The following is a 17,318-nucleotide window of genomic DNA, read 5'->3' as shown; positions in this document are numbered from 1 at the left end:
GTGAAAAGCCATGCTCACACACCATGGGGCGCGGCGCCGAGGTGCCCGGCGCCGCGACCGTGGGCCGTCAGACCCGCGCCGGCTGCCGCGGCACGGCCTCGCCGCCCGCCGTCGGCGGCGCTGTCGTCAGCCCGGCGCCCTCCACGTCGACCCGGGGCAGCAGCCGGTCCAGCCACCCCGGCAGCCACCACGCCCGGTCACCGAGCAGGGCCAGGACGGCGGGCACGAGCGCCATCCGTACGACGAAGGCGTCGAACAGCACCGCCACGGCGAGACCGAACCCGATCGTCTTGACCATCGACTCGCCGGAGCCGATGAACCCGGAGAACACCGCGATCATGATCACCGCCGCGGCGACGACCACCCGGGCGCTGTGCCGGAAGCCGGAGACGACCGCGTCGGGGGCCCGGTCACCGTGGACGTACGCCTCCCGCATCCGGGCGACGAGGAACACCTCGTAGTCCATCGCGAGCCCGAAGACGATGCCCACCAGGAAGATCGGCATCAGGCTCATGATCGGTCCGGCCTGCTCCACGCCCAGCAGTTCCGCGCCCCAGCCCCACTGGAAGACCGCGACGACCGAGCCGAGGGCGGCCAGCACCGACAGCAGGAACCCGAAGGCGGCCTTGACCGGGACGAGCACCGACCGGAAGACGACCAGCAGCAGCAGGAGGGCGAGGACGACGATGACGGCCAGGTAGGGCACGAGCGCGGCCTGGAGTGCCTCGGCGATGTCGATGTTCATCGCGGTGCTGCCGGTGACCTCGAAGGTCGCCCCGGTCGTGCGCTCCAGGGCGGAGCGTTCCGAGCGGATGGCGCGGACGAGGTCCTTGGTGTGCTCGTCGTTGGGACCGGTGGAGGGGACCGCCGAGAACAGCGCGGTGTCCCCGGCCGGGTTGAACCGCGCCGGCGAGACGGACACGACCCCGTCGGTGGTGCCGATCTCCCGGGCGATGTCCTTCACGGCCGTCTGGGCGTCGGCCGCGTCGGCGGCGTCCACGACGATGGTCAGGGGTCCGTTGAAGCCGGCGCCGAAGCCGTCCGCGAGCGCGTCGTAGGCACGCCGTTCCGTCGACGAGACCGGCTTGGACTCGGCACCCGGCATGCCCATCTCCAGGCTCGCGGCGGGCAGCGCCAGCACACCCAGGCCCGCGACGCACGCCAGCAGTACCGCCACCGGGCGGCGCAGGACGAAGCGCGCCCACCGGGTTCCGCCGTTGGCGGTCGTAGGGCCGGCCGGCCGGTTGTCGCGCGTACGGCGGGACAGGACCGCGTTCGGCCACATGCCCAGCAGCGCCGGGACGAGGGTGAGGGCGACCAGCACGGCGACGACCACGGCACCCGCCGCGCACAGGCCCATCTTGGTCAGCATCGGCACGCCGACCACGGTCAGACCGGCCAGCGCGATGACGACCGTGAGGCCGGCGAAGACCACGGCGGAACCGGCGGTGCCGGCGGCGAGTCCGGCGGCCTCCTGCGGAGCGTGTCCGTTGGCGCGCTCCTCCCGGTAGCGGGAGACCACGAAGAGGGCGTAGTCGATACCGACCGCGAGTCCCAGCATCGAGGCGAGCGTGCCGGTGGTGAGGGAGAGTCCGAAGACACTGCCCAGGGCCATGATCGCGGCCATGCTGGTGCCGACGCCGATCACGGCGGTGAGCAGGGGCAGCCCGGCGGCGGCGAGGGAGCCGAAGGTGATCAGCAGGATCACCGCGGCGAGACCGATGCCGATGGCCTCGGCACTGCCGCCCGCGGCGGGCTGCTCGGCGAGGGCGGTGCCGCCGACCTCGACCGTGAGGCCCGCCCTGCGCGCCTCGTCGACGGCCTTCTCCAGGGCGGCCTTGTCGGCGTCGGTGAGGGCGTCGGCCTTCACCTTGTAGTTCACGGTGGCGTAGGCGGTGGAGCCGTCCTCGCTCACCGCGCCCGCCGTGAACGGGCTCACGGCGTTCAGGACCTTCGGCTCGTCCGCCGCCCGGGTCACGAGCGTGTCGACGGCGGCCCGGTTGCCGGCGGCGGTCACCTTCTCGCCGTCCGGTGCCACGAACACGATGCGCGCGGTGGCGCCGTTGGCGTCCGAGCCGGGGAAGCGTTCCCCGATCAGGTCGAACGCCTTCTGCGCCTCGATGCCGGGCATGAACGAGGTGCCGTCGTCGGACGCGGCCGGGGCCGCGGCGGCGCCGGCCCCGGCACCGCCGAGGATCACCGCCCACAGCAGCACGACGAGCCAGCGTCGGCGGAAGGCGGTCCGGCCCAGCCGGTAGAGCAAGGTAGCCACGGGAAACGGGTCTCCAGGTCAGGTTTCGGGTGGAGGGCCAGCCTGTCGGGAGCGGGTCCGCCGGGGCATCGTGCGGGTGCTCGCAATCCGGCTTGGTGCCGCTGCATGAGCCGGGGCGCCGCCGTCCTCCTCCGGGAGGAGCGGTGGCTACGGCCCCGGGATGAATCCGTGCCCGTGACGCCGTTCGCTCTTGTTCGTCGGCAGTTGCCCGGTTAAGGTCCACGGACGCGCGCCACTGACGCGCGTCAGTAGATACTGCCCGCCACTGTCACGACCTCGAAGGACACCCGCATGCCCGACATCGACCTGTCCCGACTGTCCCTGGAGCAGAAAGCCGCGCTGCTGTCGGGACAGGACTTCTGGTCCACCCGCTCCGTGGCGGACGCCGGTCTCCCCTCGGTCGTCCTGACCGACGGACCGCACGGGGTCCGCCGCCAGGTCGGCGAGTTCGACCACATGGGCATCTACGAGAGCCTGCCCTCCACCTGTTTCCCGCCCGCGGTCGCCGTCGGCAGCAGCTGGGACCCCGAGGTCGCCCGCCGCGTCGGCGCCGCCGTCGGACGCGAGGCCCGCGCGCTCGGCGTCCAGGTCGCCCTCGGCCCCGGCGTCAACATCAAGCGCTCCCCGCTGTGCGGCCGCAACTTCGAGTACTACTCCGAGGATCCGCTGCTGTCCGGACACCTCGGCGCGGCGCATGTGCGGGGCCAGCAGGAGCAGGGCGTGGGCGCCTCGCTGAAGCACTTCGCGGTCAACAACCAGGAGACCGACCGGATGCGGGTCAGCGCCGACGTCGACGAGCGCACCCTGCGCGAGATCTACCTCCCGGCGTTCGAGCACATCGTCACCGAGGCCGGCCCCGCCACGGTGATGGCCGCGTACAACAAGGTCAACGGTGTGCACGCCGCGCAGAACCGATGGCTGCTGACCGAAGTGCTGCGCGAGGAGTGGGGGTTCACCGGAGCGGTGGTCTCCGACTGGGGCGCGGTCCACGACCCGGTGGCGTCCCTGCTCGCGGGGCTGGACCTGGAGATGCCCGGTCCCTCCCCCGACAACACCCGGCGCATCGTGGACGCCGTACGCGCCGGCGAGCTGGACGAGTCCGTGGTCGACACCGCCGTACGACGGCTGCTGGCCCTGACGGGTCTCGTGGCCGGGCGGTCCGACGAGGGCGACGCGGCGCAAGGGGCCGACGGAGGGGAAGGGGGCGACGCAGCGGACGGGTTCGACGTGGACGCCCACCACCGGCTGGCCCGCGAGCTGGCGGCCGAGTGCGCCGTCCTGCTGAAGAACGACGACGCCGTCCTCCCCCTGGCACCGGCTCAACGGATCGCCGTCATCGGGGAGTTCGCCGCCACCCCCCGCTACCAGGCGGGCGGCAGCTCGCACCTCGACCCGACCCGGCTCGACAACGCCCTGGACGCGATCCGGGAGTCGGCCGCCGGGCGGGGCGGCTCGGTGGAGTTCGCGCCCGGCTTCACCCTGGACGGCTCCGGGGACGCCGTGGCGCTGCGGGAGGCCGCGGTGGCCGTCGCCCGCGCCTCGGACGTGGCCGTCGTCTTCGCCGGGCTCGCGGAGAGCGAGGAGTCCGAGGGGTTCGACCGGGAGCACCTGCGCCTCCCGGCCGCGCAGATCGAACTGATCCGTGCCGTCGCCGCGGCGGCGGCCCGTACGGTCGTGGTGCTGTCCAACGGCGGGATCGTCTCGCTGGAGGGCTGGCACGACGAGGCCGACGCGATCCTGGAAGGGTTCCTGCTGGGTCAGGGCGGCGGGGGCGCCGTCGCCGACCTGCTGTTCGGCGCCGCCGACCCGTCGGGCCGCCTCGCGGAGACGATCCCGCTGCGCCTGGAGGACAACCCGAGCTTCGTGAACTTCCCCGGCGAGCAGGGGCACGTCCGTCACGGCGAGGGCGTCATGGTGGGCTACCGCTGGTACACGACGACCGGCGCGCCCGTGCGCCATCCGTTCGGGCACGGCCTGTCCTACACCACCTTCGAGGTCGGCGGCCTGAGCGTGGAGACCACCGGCGACGACTCGGTCCGCGCCGCGGTCACCGTCACCAACACCGGGGCCCGCGCGGGCAAGTACGTCGTCCAGGTCTACGTCGCCACACAGGCCGGACCGGTCAGGCGGCCGGCGCGCGAGCTGCGCGCGTTCACCAAGGTCCGTCTGGAGCCCGGCGAGTCCCGCACGGTCGCCTTCGACCTGGGCCGCCGCGCCTTCGCGTACTACGACGTCCAGGGCGCCGGCTGGACGGTCGCGCCCGGCGACTACCTCGTCCAGATCGGCGAGAACGCCGAGCAGGTGATCGCCGAGACGTCCGTCTCCCTGGCCGGGGACGCCGTCGGCCAGGAGCTGACGCTGGAGTCCACCCTCGGCGAGTGGATCGCCCACCCGGTCGTCGGCGCCACCCTCCTCCAGGAACTGACCGCCGCCCTCCCCGACGACCAGGGCTCACGGATGGGCGACCGGCCGGAACTGCTCCAGGCGGTGCGGGACGTGCCGATGAAGCGGGTGACGGGCCTGGCGGGCGACGCCCTGGACGCGACGCTGGAGCGTCTGATGGAACGCACCCGTGCCGTCGGCCGCCCCTGAGCCGGGCGCCCCCGGGACGCCTGGACTGATGCGCGTCAGTGACCGCGTCACGCACCGCGTATCATCGGGGTGCCTGCCGACACCTCGGCAGGTGGCGGGCGGTGCGCGACGGTCGGGACACGCGTGCCGCCGTGCCGACGGTTCGGACGGATCAGAGGGTCATGACGCGCCCCGCGAAACGGATCACCAGCGCCGATGTCGCCGAGGCGGCCGGCGTCTCGCGCACCACCGTCAGCTATGTACTCAACAACCGTCCGGGACAGACGATCCCGGAGGAGACCAGGAAACGGGTCCTGGCCGCCGCCGAACGTCTCCAGTACCGGCCGCACGCCTCCGCGCGCGCCCTGGCCGCCGGCCGCAGCGACATCGTGCTGCTGTCCATCCCCGACCTGCCCATCGGCCCGAGCATCAGCCGCTTCGTCGAGGAGCTGACCGTCGCCCTCGCCGAGCACGGTCTCACCCTGGTGACCCATCTGATGGCCGAGCGCGGCAGGCCGCTGCCGGACGTCTGCGCCACCGTGGGCGCCTCGGCGGTGCTCGGTTTCGAGGGCTTCGACGAGGCGACCGTCCAGGCGCTGCACGGGCTGGGGGTGCGGGTCGTGCTGCCGCCTGCCGACGCCCAGCTGTCCGCGATGCCTCCGCTGGGACGGATGCAGACCGAGCATCTGATCGGCCGCGGCCACCGGCGGATCGGCTATCTGCTGCCCGCGCCCGAACGGTTCCGGCGCATGGGCGCGGAACGGCTCCAGGGAGTCGCCGAGGCGTGCGCGGACGCGGGCCTCGCGCCTCCGCTGGCGCTCGGCGCGGCCGACCTGGAGATCGCCCCGCTGGCCCGCCTGGTGCGACGGTGGCAGGACGAGGAGGTCACCGGTGTGTGCGCCTTCAACGACGAGCACGCCATCGCCCTGCTCGCCGCCATGCGGGAGACGGGACTGACCGCCCCGGACGACCTCGCGGTGGTCGGGGCCGACGACATCCCCATGGCCCGCTTCGCGGCGCCCCCGCTCTCCACGGTCTACTTCGACCTCCAGGAGGCGGGCAGGCACCGCGCGGAGGCCGTGGTCGCCGGCCTGACGGGCCGTCGCATGGTCCTGGGCGGGCCGGGGGCCAGTCTGCGGCTGGTCCAGCGGCGCTCCTCCTGACGCCGGGCCCTCCGCGCCCGAACCCCTGAAGTATCGCGTTATCAGCTCGTTACCTTCCGGTGTCTTGTTTCTCCGGAGTGGCTTGATGTTTTCTACTTACGCGCGTCACTGACGCGCATCACTAATGCTGAGAATTGAAACGTTTCACAGAGCTGTGAAAGGTGTCCCATGTCCTCGACCGAGACCGCCCCCGACGCCGCGCAGGCGGACAAGGCGGGCTTCTCCTCCCGCCATCTCCTCGCGCTGGCCGCCCTGCTCTGGACCGTGGCCCTGACTCCCGTCACGGGCCTGGTCGCCGGGAACTCGCAAGCCGAGGTGGCCGTCCACTTCCGGACCACACAGATCGCGTGGTTCACCCTCGGCGGCGCACTGCTCGGCACGTTCCTGACGCCCTTCGCCATGAAGGCCGCCACGATGTACGGCAAGAAGCGCGTGATGGTCGTCGCCACCGTCGCCGGCCTGCTCGGCGACGTGATCGCCGCCCTCGCCACCGACTACTCGACACTGATCGCCGGCCGCGTCCTAGGCGGCGCCTACGGGGCCACGGCGTTCATCGCCTACGCCCTGGCCCGCGACATCTTCCCGCGGCACCTGGCCGGCACGGCGAGCGGCGTCCTGGCGACCAGCATCGGCCTGGTGGGCCTCGGCGGGCCGTTCCTGTCGGCCTGGCTGATCGACCACCACGGCTTCCGCGGTGCCCTGTGGTTCATCGTCGTCTCCACCGCCCTGTGCCTGCTGCTCCAGCTGCTGTGCGTACCCGAGAGCCCGGTCCGCGAGACCGCACGACGGATGGACTGGATCGGCGGCCTCCTGCTCGGCGGCGGCCTCAGCGCCGTCGTCCACGGCATCGGCGAAGGCTCCGCCTGGGGCTGGACCAGCGGAAAGACGCTGACCTGGATCGGTCTCGGCGCCCTCGCGGCACTGCTGTTCCTCCCCTACGAGTCCCGCGTCGCCAACCCCCTGCTCCCCCTGTCGCTGATCAAGAGGCGCCAGGTCTGGACCCTCTTCCTGGCCGGCTCGGTCGGCGCCGGCGCCACCTTCGCCGTGGGCACCGTCACCATGATCCTCACCCTCATGCCGCACATCCCGACCGTGTCCGACGGACTCGGCTGGTCCGCCACCAAGAGCGCGGCGGTCCAGTCACCGATCAGTGTCCTGGTGATCACGACGGCGGTCGCCGCCGGATGGCTCGCCCGTCGCGTCGACACCCGGGTCCTGCTCGCCGTCGGCGGCGCCCTGACCACCGCCGGCTATGCCGTCGCCTCCCAACTCCACACCGAGATATGGCACTTCGTCCTGCTCGGCCTGATCGCCGGGCCGGGTATGGGCCTCCTCGTCTCCGTGCTGCCGATCATGATCATCCAGTCGGTGGCCCCTGAGGAGCAGGCTCTCGCCAACGGCTCCCAGCTGCTGATCCAGAGCGTGATCCAGGTGCTCGTCAGCCAGCTGGCGTTCACGGTCATGGCCCAGGACGGCGTGGTCCTGAAGGGCACGCAGTTCTACCTCGACGGCGGGTACGCGAACGGCTTCCTGCTCGTCGCCGGATTCTGCGCCCTCGGCACCGTGCTGGTGGCGCTCATCCCCAAGGCGCGCCGCACCGACACCGTCGAGGCGGGCCAGGCGGCCTGAACCACCCCCCTCCGGCTCCTTCCCAACAGACAAGGCAGGCAATGATCCGCACCTCCTTCAACGACGACTGGCAGACCCGGCGGAAGGTGAACCCCTTCGCCGAACTGTCCGGCCCCGTCGCCCCGTTCCACCCCGTCACCCTCCCCCACGACGCGATGATCGGCCAGGACCGCGTCGCGCCGGACGGCGAGGTGACCATGGAGGGAGGTGCGGGCGCCTACTTCCCCGGCGGCGTCTTCGAGTACCGCAGGACGTTCACCGTCCCGGACGAACTGCGCGGCAAGCGCGTCCAGTTCGAGTTCGAGGGCGTCCACCGCGACGCCACCGTCCATATCAACGGCGCCTACGTCGGCCAACGCCCCTACGGCTACTCCCAGTTCACCGTCGACGCCGACCCGTACCTGCGCCACGGCGAGGACAACGAGATCCGCGTCGAGGCCCGCGCCCACCAGGACTCCCGCTGGTACACAGGGGCCGGCGTCTACCGCCCCGTGTGGATGCTCACCGGCGAGCTGGTGCGTATCGTCCCGGACGGCATCCGCGTCACCACCCTCGACGTCGACGGCGAGCGGGCCGTGGTCGAGGTCGCCACCCGGGTGCGCAACGACTCGGTCGCGATCCGCACCCTCGACCTCGCGGTGACCCTGCGCAACGCCTCGGGTGCCGCGGTGACGGGCGACACCGCCAAGGTCACCGTGCTGCCCGGCGAGGACGCCCTCGTCCGCTCCCGCCTGTATGTGCGCGAGCCGAGCCTGTGGGACGTCGACCATCCCCATCTGTACGGCTGTCAGGTCGCGTTGAGCGCCGAGGGCGACCCGGTGGACGGCGACGGCGTGGAGTTCGGCATCCGCTCGCTCCGGCTCGACCCCGAGCAGGGGCTGCGGCTCAACGGCCGTACGGTGAAGCTGCGCGGCGCGTGCGTCCACCACGACAACGGCCCGCTCGGCGCGGCCACCTACGCCCGTGCGGAGGAGCGGCGGGTGGAGCTGCTCAAGGACGCCGGGTTCAACGCGATCCGTATGTCCCACCACCCCATGAGCCGGGCGATGCTCGACGCCTGCGACCGCCTCGGCATGCTCGTCGTCGACGAGACCTTCGACGTGTGGACGTCCGCGAAGAACGGCTTCGACTACAGCCTGCACTTCCCCGAGTGGTGGGAGCGGGACGTCGAGGCGATGGTCGCCAAGGACTACAACCACCCCAGCGTCATCATGTACTCGATCGGCAACGAGATCCCGGAGGTCGGTTCGCCGTCCGGCGCCGCGTGGGGGCGCAAGCTCGCCGAGAAGGTCCGCTCCCTCGACTCCACCCGCTATGTCACCAACGCCGTCAACGGCTTCCTCGCCGTGATGTCCGAGCTGGCCGCCCTGCGGGGGCAGCGTACGGAGGCGGCCGAGGAGGCCGGAGGCGTCAACTCCCGGATGACCGACGCCGGCGACATGATCAACTACGTCAGCGCCTCCGACCTGGTCACCGAGCGCACCGCCGAGTCCTTCGCCGTCCTGGACGTGGCCGGCATGAACTACGCCGAGGCCCGCTACGCCCGCGACCGGGAGCTGTTCCCGAACCGGATCATCCTGGGCACCGAGACCTTCCCGACCCGTATCGACGGCAACTGGAAGCTGGTGCGCGAACACGGGCACGTCATCGGCGACTTCACCTGGACCGGCTGGGACTACCTCGGCGAGGTCGGCATCGGCCGCCCCCAGTTCGCGACACCGGAGAGCCCCCGCCCCGAACACACCGCTCCCTTCCCCCATCTCCTCGCGGGCTGCGGCGACATCGACATCACCGGTCACCGGCGCCCCGCCTCCTACTACCGCGAGATCGTCTTCGGCCTGCGCACCGAGCCCTACATCGCGGTCCGGCGCCCCGAGCACCACGGTCTGACCCCCATCGGGGGCCCCTGGGCCTGGAGCGACTCCCTCGCGAGCTGGACCTGGCCGGGCCACGAGGGCAAGCCGATCACCGTCGAGGTGTACTCCGACGCCGACGAGGTCGAACTGATCGGCAACGGCAACTCGTTCGGGCGGCGGCCGGTGGGCGCGGAGCACCGCTTCCGCACCGAGTTCGACGTGGTGTACATCCCGGGGGAGCTGGTCGCCGTCGCCTACCGGGACGGCGTCGAGACCGGCCGCACCGGTCTCCGGTGGGCCAACGGACCCGTGCGGCTGACCGCCGAGCCCGACCGCCCGGTCGTCGGGGCCACCGGCGGCGACCTCGCCTACGTCACCCTCGCTCTCACGGACTCCGAAGGCGTCCTGCACACCGCCGCCGACCGCCCGGTCTCCGTCGAGGTCTCCGGCGCCGGTGAGCTGATCGGCTTCGGCAGCGCCGCCCCCGCCTCGGAGGAACGCTTCGACGCGACCGAGCGGCGCACCCACGAAGGCCGTGCCCTTGCCGTCGTACGGCCCACCGGAGCCGGGAAGATCCGCGTCCTGGCGACCGCGCCGGACTGCGAGCCGGTCGACACCGTCATCACCGTCGAGTGAGCGCCCGTCACCGGCGTCATGGCAAGCCGTCATCATCCCCGATTGAGGAACATCCGTTGATCGACAGGAAATCGCTGGTCCGCCGGCACACCGTCCGCCTGACCGAGCCGGACCCCGCCCACGTTCTCACCGTCGGGAACGGTGACTTCGCCTACTCGTGCGACATCACCGGCATGCAGTCGTTCCCGGCGTACCACGACCAGGCCGCCGCCGCCGCGGAACGCCGGCTCGCCGTGAACACCGCGACCATGAGCACCTGGGGCTGGCACGCCATGCCCAACCCCGAGGGGTACACGCTCCCGGACGCCATGTCCGAGCACAACACGGCCCGGGGGAAGGTGAGTTACCCCGACAGGTTCGGGATCGCCGCCATGATGAGCGGCGACCTGCCCGAGGAGATGCGCCCCGGAGCCTGGCTCAGCGCCAACCCGCAACGCCTCGACCTCGGCCGCATCGGCCTGCTGCTGCGCCCCGCTCCCGACGCCGAGCCCGAGACCGGCCCCGGGGCCCTGCGGGACACCGAGCAGTGTCTGGACCTGTGGACCGGCACCATCAGCGGCCGCTTCCGCTACGCCGATCAGGAGGTGGCCGTCACCACCGTCGCCGACCCGCACGGGAGCCGCGTCGCCTTCCGGATCGAGTCCGAGCTGCTCGCCGACGGACTGGCCGGCGTGGTCGTCCGCTTCCCCTACGCGAGCGACGGCTTCTTCCAGACCTGCGACTGGACGTCACCGGAGCGCCACCGCACCGACCTCGCCCAAGTCACCGACACCGGGTGCGTGTTCCGCCGGACCCTCGACGACACCACGTACGCCGTGCGGCTGACCTGGTCGGCAGGTGTCGTACGACCGACGGGGAATCCGCACGAATACCTGCTGACCACGGACTCGGACACGCTGGAACTCGTCGCGGCCTTCTCCCCCGATGACGGCGAAGTGCCCTCTGTCGAGGCCGACTTCGCCTGCCTCGCGGCGGCCTCGGCCACGTGGTGGGAGGACTTCTGGACCTCCGGCGCCGCACTCGACCTCACCGGCAGCACCGATCCACGGGCCGCCGAGCTGGAGCGCCGGGTGGTCCTCTCGCAGTACCTCACGGCGGTCAACTGCTCCGGCACCCTGCCGCCGCAGGAGACCGGTCTGATCACCAACTCCTGGCACGGCAAGCACCACGTGGAGATGCACTGGTGGCACGCGGCGCACTTCGCCACGTGGGGGCGCCCCGAACTCCTGGAACGCAGCCTGGACTGGTACCTCTCCATCCTCCCCGAGGCCCGCGCCACCGCCCGCCGACAGCGCTACGACGGGGCGCGCTGGCCCAAGCAGACCGGCCCCGACGGGCGCGAAAGCCCCTCCGACATCGGGGTGTTCCTGATCTGGCAGCAGCCGCACCCTCTCTACCTCCTCGAACTGCTCCACCGCGCCCGCCCCGAGAGCGACGTGGTGACGCGTTTCGCCGAACTCGTCGAGGACACCGCCGCGTTCATGGCCTCCTTCGCCGAGGAGCGCGACGGCGCGTACCACCTGCCCGCCCCGCTGCTCCCCGCCCAGGAGTTCTACGACGCGACGACCACCGAGGACCCGACCTTCGAACTCGCCTACTGGTGGTGGGGGTTGGAGATCGCCCAGCGCTGGCGCGAGCGCACCGGCCGCGAGCGGGACAAGCGGTGGCAGCGTGTCCAGGACGGGCTGGCCCTCCCCCATCGGCGCGACGGCCGTTACACCGCCGTCGCCACCGAGCCGTATCTGAAGCGCGACGACCACCCCTCGCTGCTGTGCGCGCTCGGCGTCGTCCCCGACACCCCGCTCGTCGACCCGGACGTCATGGCGGCCACGCTCCAGGACGTCCGGGCCGACTGGGAGTGGAACAGCGCGTGGGGCTGGGACTTCCCCGTCATGGCGATGACCGCGACCCGCGTCGGCCGACCCGACCTCGCGGTGGACGCCCTGCTCATGCGGACCCCCAAGAACCACTACCTGCCGACCGGCCACGCCCCCCAGATCGGCAGCTTCCTGCCGATCTACCTCCCCTCCAACGGCGCCCTCCTCGCGGCCGTCTCCCTCATGGCCGGCGGCTGGGACGGGGCGGACCGCGACTGTCCCGGCTTCCCCGCGGAGGGCTGGACGGTACGGCACGAGGGCTTCACCCCGTGGCCGTGACCCGGCCGTACCCGCACCCCATGGAGAAGGAAGCACACGTGAGCACAGCACTGACCGGCCGGAGCACCCTGGGCGACTGGCTGGAGGACCCCGCCGGCGGCCCCCTGGTCCGGGAACTCCTCACCCGGCTGGGCCAGGACGTCTCCCGGCTCGGACCGGCCCGGGTGTTCTCCCTGGACCGGCTCGTCGAACTCAGCGAGGGCAAGATCTCCCAGCCGATGGTGGACGACCTGGTCCGCGCGGTGCACGGCGGGCGGCGGCTCGTCACCGGGGACGAGCGGACGACGGCCGACGGGACCGAATCCGGGACCGGGGTTGGGACCGGAGCCGGTGCGGGGACTGGTACGAGGGCCGGGGCTGGTACGAGGGCCGGGGCCGGGGCCCCGGAAGGGCCCGTGCGGCAGGGCCTGACACTGGACCGGATCCAGATCCGCGACCCGTTCGTCCTGTACGACGGCCGCACCTCCGCCTCCCCCGCCGCCTACCACCTCTACGGCAGCACCGACCCCAACATCTGGGACGGTCCGGGCATCGGGTTCGACACCTACCGCAGCACCGATCTCCTGCACTGGGAAGGCCCGTTCGCCGCCTTCCGGCCGCCCGCCGGGTTCTGGAGCGAGGGTTCCTTCTGGGCTCCCGAGGTCCATGAGTACCGCGGCCGGTGGTACATGTTCGCCACCTTCACCGCCCCGGACGGCTATCGCGGCACCCAGATCCTCGTGGGGGACACACCGCAGGGCCCGTTCGCCCCGTGGAGCGAGGGAGCGGTCACCCCGCGCAAGTGGCAGTGCCTCGACGGCACCCTGCACCTCGACGGGTCGGGCGCGCCCTGGATCGTGTACTGCCACGAGTGGACCCAGATCCACGACGGGGCCATCTTCGCGCAGCGCCTCGGCGAGGACCTCCGGTGCGCCACCGGGACGCCCGTCCTCCTCTTCAACGCCTCGGACGCCCCCTGGTCCAAGCCGCTGCCCGGGGTGTCCGTGAAGTTCCCCGCGTACGTCACGGACGGCCCCTTCCCGTTCCGTCTCCGCAGCGGCCACCTGCTCATGCTCTGGTCCAGCCACGGCGAGCAGGGCTACGCGATGGGCGTCGCCCACTCCGTCTCCGGGCTGATCACCGGCCCGTGGACACAGGAGGAGCACGCCCTGTGGCCGGCGGACGGCGGCCACGGAATGATCTTCCGGCTCGCCGACGGACACCTGGCGCTCACCCTGCACCAGCCCAACAACACCCCCGACGAGCGCGCCGTCGTACGACGCCTCGTGGAGCACGACACCACGATCACGATCGAGGACGTCCCCACATCCCGGTGATCTCCCCGCCCCCACCCTCCGCTCGGCCTCCCCCTCCTTCCCTCCCCTCCTCCCCTTCCGTTCGCGCGCCCGCGTGCGGACCCCCGAACACGAGGTCTCCATGGCACTGTCCACTCCCCCGCAACCGCCGAACGGCGAACCGCTCCTCACGGGCTCCGTCGACCCCTCCGACACCACGACCACGTGTTCCGGCGACGCGCGGAAGGCGGTGGAGGACTCGAAGGCGGTGGAGAACTCCTACGTCTGGCTGATGGTGCTCGCCGTCTTCGGTGTGTTCATGGCCGTCGTCACCCCGATGGCGATCTCCCTGGCGATCCGGGTCGATCAACTCGCCCCCGGCCACGAGGAGTACCTCGGCTACATCACGGGCGCGGGCGGGATCACCGCCATTCTGACGGCCCCGGTGTTCGGCATGGTCAGCGACCGCACCCGCAGCCGGCTCGGCCGCCGTCGCCCGCTGCTGATCGCCGGGACGGTCGTCGGGCTCGTCGCACTGCTGGTGATGGCCCTCGCCGACGGCGTCCTCGTGCTCGCGCTCGGCTGGATGCTGGCGCAGGTCGGCTGGGGCACCGTTCTCGCGCTGCTGACGGCGTCCCAGGCCGACCGGCTGCCCGAGGCCCAGCGCGGAAAGGTCGCCGCGCTCACCGGGGTGGTCCAGCAGCTCGCCCCGGTCAGCGGTGCCCTCCTCGCCGGCGCGCTGTCGGGCAGCAGCCTGCTGATGTTCCTGGTGCCCGGGGCGGTGGGTGCCGTGTCCATGTTCTTCTTCGTGCGCTTCGTGCACGAGCCGGACAGCCGCGACCTGCCGCTGCCGGAGGGGCGGCTCACCCTCCGCACCCTGACCGCCTCCTATGTGTTCGACCCGCGCCGAAGCCCCGACTTCGCCTGGAACTGTCTCGGAAAGTTCCTGTTCATGTTCGGGCTCACCCTGACCTCGACGTTCACCGCGTTCTTCCTGGCCGCCCGGACGGGCGTCAGCGTCAAAGAGGTCTCGGGCACCGTCGCCGTCCTGGGCGGGGCCGGGATCGGCGCCACCATGCTCGGCGCGATCGGCGGCGGCTTCCTGTCGGACAGGCTGCGCCGTCGCCGTGTCTTCGTCCTGATCGGCGCCTGTGTGTTCGCCACCGGCGCGATCACCATGGCCCTGGCCCCCACCGTGCCCGTGATCATCGCCGGAGCGGTCCTCGGCAACCTGGGGCTGGGCCTGTTCGCCACCGTCGACCAGGCCGTCATGCTCGACGTCCTCCCCGAGCGGGAGACCAGCGCCGGCCGCTACGCGGGCATCTACGGCTTCTCCACCACGCTCGCCCAGGGAGTCGCCCCGCTGGCGGCCCCGCTGGTGCTCCTGATCGGCGGCGAGGCAGGCGGAGGCGCGGGCGGGGGCGGAGGCACGGGCGGAGGCGACAAGAACTACACCCTCCTGTACTTCATGGCCGCCGCCCTCACCTTCCTCGGTGGCCTGGTCATCGCCACCCGTATCAAGTCCGTCCGCTAGAACCCATCCGCCAGAGCCACAGACATGAGCCGACAGTCACGCCACCGAGTCGGCGTCAAAGACGTGGCACGGGAGGCCGGCGTGTCCTTCTCCGAACTACCGAGGCGTCCCGTGATCCGGTGACGGGACGATCAGTCCCGAGAGGAAGGGCCGGAGAACGGCTGCGAACGGCTGCGAACGGCTGCGAACGGCGCGGGTGTTAGTTTCCTGCTCGTGTTAAAACACCAGGATGAGACCAGGGCGGCCTACGACGGGGTCGTCGAGCTCTATGCGTCGATGTTCACTAGTCGGTTGGAGACGCTGCCGTTCGCGCGGAACATGATCGGCACCTTCGCCGAGCTCGTGCGTGGCACGGGGAACCTGCGGGTAGCCGACGTCGGGTGCGGACCCGGTCATCTGACAGCCATGCTGCACGACTTGGGGCTGGACGCCTTCGGGCTTGACCTCTCCCCGGCCATGGTCGACCACGCTCGGCGGGCCCAGCCGTCGCTGCGGTTCGACGAAGCGCGAATGGAGTCCCTGCCGGTCGAGGACGGCGCGCTCGGCGGGGTGCTGGCCCACTACTCGACGATCCATACCCCACCTGGAGAATTGCCCGCACTGCTCGCTGAGCAGGTGCGTGTCCTGGCACCAGGGGGTCTGCTCCTGGTGTCCTTCTTCGGGACCGAGGGACCGGAGGCGGTCCGCTTCGACCACAAGGTGGCGCCTGCCTACAGCTGGCCGGCGGAGCAGTTTGCCGAGTTGCTGGCCGGTGCCGGCCTTGTCACGGTGGCTCGGTTGCTCCACGACCCAGCGTCCGAGCGTGGCTTCCTCGACACCCACTTTCTGGCCCGCCGCCTGTAGAGCGTGCCCGTGGCCTGGGTCGGGGTGGTGTAGATCATCCGCGTGGATGAAGATCGTCCGCGCCGCCGCGTTCTGTGCCGACGTCCACTGAGCATCGCCGGAGGTGACGACCGTCCAGGTCACGAAGGCTCCGGCGGTGTGGCCACGGTAGTGGTGTGAGCAACGATCCGAAGGTGGGAATTCCCAGGTCAACGGACTCCTGCTGCCGGGAGATCTGTACGTCGAGCTGGCTGAGTTTCTCCTCGGCGCCAGCCAGGCTGATCTGGAGACCTTCGACCTCGCCGAGCCAGCCTTCCGTCTCGGCTTCGGTGACTCGGGCGATCAAGTTGTCGCGGATCTCGGCAAGCCGTGCCCGTTGGGCCGGGTCAGGTCGGAGGAGTGAGCATCTGACACAAGCGTGTTCATGAATGCATGGGGTCCCGAAGGCGCGTGCGCAGGTACCGATGGACACCTTCCGTTTCTCGAAGTGGGCGAGGAAGGCGTCCCACTCCTCGTTCGTCGGGGTCCGGTATTCCTCAGACGAAGGCGTCGGTTGAGCAAGGAAGCTGCTGGTAGGCGCGGGTTCCCTTTCGGATCACGCCGACCAACTGCTGACCGGGTAGCGCATCGCGCTGCCGGCTGGTGAGCAGTTCTTCTGCGCGGGCCCCGTTGGAAGCCCAGAAAGCCAGTAGAGCGCGATCTCGATTGTGCCGGAGGGCGGCGAACAGCGCGTTGAACATCTCGTCCGGAATACGCCGGGGCGCACGTTTCGGGATGGTTGGCCGGTAGCGGCCTGTCCGCTCTTGGGCAAAGGGCCGGTCAGGCGTGTGGGGGGCGTTCGCGCGGCTGCTGCGACGCGAGCGGTCGGGCGGAAACGGGTTGATGATTGGCCCGGTGCCCTCGTCCTGGTGGAAGTCGTAGAACGTGCGGAGCACGGTTTCGCAGTGCGCGCGCGTCCTCGCGGCGTACTGCGGGCCGGGTGAGACCTTGCCCGTGATGGCGTTCGGCGTACCGGGGATCTTCTTGCGCGTCGTCCGCGGCTTCGGCACCGTCTCCTCGGAGTGGCCTGCCTTCCGGTGTCGCCAGTGCAGGCGCTGGGGCTTGTTCGCGATCTGCATCCACCGGATGAAGTCCCGTGCATCAGTACGCGTTGCCCGGTTCCACTCGATGTTGAAAGCCCACAGAAACCGCCACCAGCGCAGCAGGTCCATGCCGTATGAGCGGACCGTGGAGGCAGGTTTCTCCTCTGCCTGCAGCTCGGCGAAGAAGACCCGGACGGGGTCGACAACAACGCCATCCTGGTCGAGCAACTGGTACGGCGCCCACTGATCACCGGTCTCCTGCAGTCTGCCTAACTCGGGCAGGACGAATGCTGCCAAGTCCCGCTCGGGGACATCGCCTTGAA

10 protein-coding genes are annotated in these 17,318 nt (G+C 71.2%); 8 read left to right on the top strand and 2 right to left on the bottom strand.

Annotated elements, in window-relative coordinates:
* Positions 1 to 67 precede the first annotated feature (67 nt).
* On the bottom strand, positions 68 to 2,272 hold the full coding sequence (locus tag J8M51_RS28325) for an MMPL family transporter (RefSeq protein WP_086757226.1): 2,205 nt from the start codon (positions 2,270 to 2,272) through the stop codon (positions 68 to 70).
* Between the two features lie 291 nt (positions 2,273 to 2,563).
* Between J8M51_RS28325 and J8M51_RS28320 the strand changes: the two genes are divergently transcribed.
* The 8 genes from J8M51_RS28320 (at position 2,564) to J8M51_RS28285 (ending at position 15,934) form a co-directional block, all read left to right on the top strand.
* Positions 2,564 to 4,864: a glycoside hydrolase family 3 C-terminal domain-containing protein gene (locus tag J8M51_RS28320; RefSeq protein WP_086757224.1), complete on the top strand. Its 2,301-nt coding sequence runs from the start codon at positions 2,564 to 2,566 to the stop codon at positions 4,862 to 4,864.
* A 161-nt stretch (positions 4,865 to 5,025) separates the two neighbouring features.
* Positions 5,026 to 6,006, top strand: a complete 981-nt coding sequence (locus J8M51_RS28315; RefSeq protein WP_086757222.1) for a LacI family DNA-binding transcriptional regulator — start codon at positions 5,026 to 5,028, stop codon at positions 6,004 to 6,006.
* 168 nt (positions 6,007 to 6,174) lie between these two features.
* Complete coding sequence (locus J8M51_RS28310) at positions 6,175 to 7,635, top strand: MFS transporter (protein ID WP_086757220.1); 1,461 nt, start codon at positions 6,175 to 6,177, stop codon at positions 7,633 to 7,635.
* Positions 7,636 to 7,676: 41 nt separating this feature from the next.
* Positions 7,677 to 10,127: a glycoside hydrolase family 2 TIM barrel-domain containing protein gene (locus tag J8M51_RS28305; protein WP_086757218.1), complete on the top strand. Its 2,451-nt coding sequence runs from the start codon at positions 7,677 to 7,679 to the stop codon at positions 10,125 to 10,127.
* A 56-nt stretch (positions 10,128 to 10,183) separates the two neighbouring features.
* A complete protein-coding gene (locus tag J8M51_RS28300; RefSeq protein ID WP_267299557.1) occupies positions 10,184 to 12,283 on the top strand; it encodes a hypothetical protein in 2,100 nt (699 codons plus the stop codon).
* Positions 12,284 to 12,321: 38 nt separating this feature from the next.
* A complete protein-coding gene (locus J8M51_RS28295; protein WP_267299556.1) occupies positions 12,322 to 13,599 on the top strand; it encodes a glycoside hydrolase family 43 protein in 1,278 nt (425 codons plus the stop codon).
* A 100-nt stretch (positions 13,600 to 13,699) separates the two neighbouring features.
* Complete coding sequence (locus tag J8M51_RS28290; RefSeq protein ID WP_267299555.1) at positions 13,700 to 15,091, top strand: MFS transporter; 1,392 nt, start codon at positions 13,700 to 13,702, stop codon at positions 15,089 to 15,091.
* A gap of 213 nt (positions 15,092 to 15,304) precedes the next feature.
* Positions 15,305 to 15,934, top strand: coding sequence for a class I SAM-dependent methyltransferase (locus J8M51_RS28285; protein WP_086757913.1), 630 nt, complete (start codon positions 15,305 to 15,307; stop codon positions 15,932 to 15,934).
* A gap of 515 nt (positions 15,935 to 16,449) precedes the next feature.
* Here J8M51_RS28285 and J8M51_RS28280 read toward each other — a convergent pair.
* Positions 16,450 to 17,292, bottom strand: coding sequence for a site-specific integrase (locus J8M51_RS28280; RefSeq protein ID WP_086757912.1), 843 nt, complete (start codon positions 17,290 to 17,292; stop codon positions 16,450 to 16,452).
* Between the last annotated feature and the right edge of the window lie 26 nt (positions 17,293 to 17,318).

Origin of the sequence: Streptomyces griseiscabiei, assembly GCF_020010925.1 — a bacterium.
GTDB classification, from domain to species: Bacteria; Actinomycetota; Actinomycetes; order Streptomycetales; family Streptomycetaceae; genus Streptomyces; species Streptomyces griseiscabiei.
Note: the sequence above shows the minus strand (reverse complement) of the source record. Positions and strands in the feature narration are given on the sequence as shown.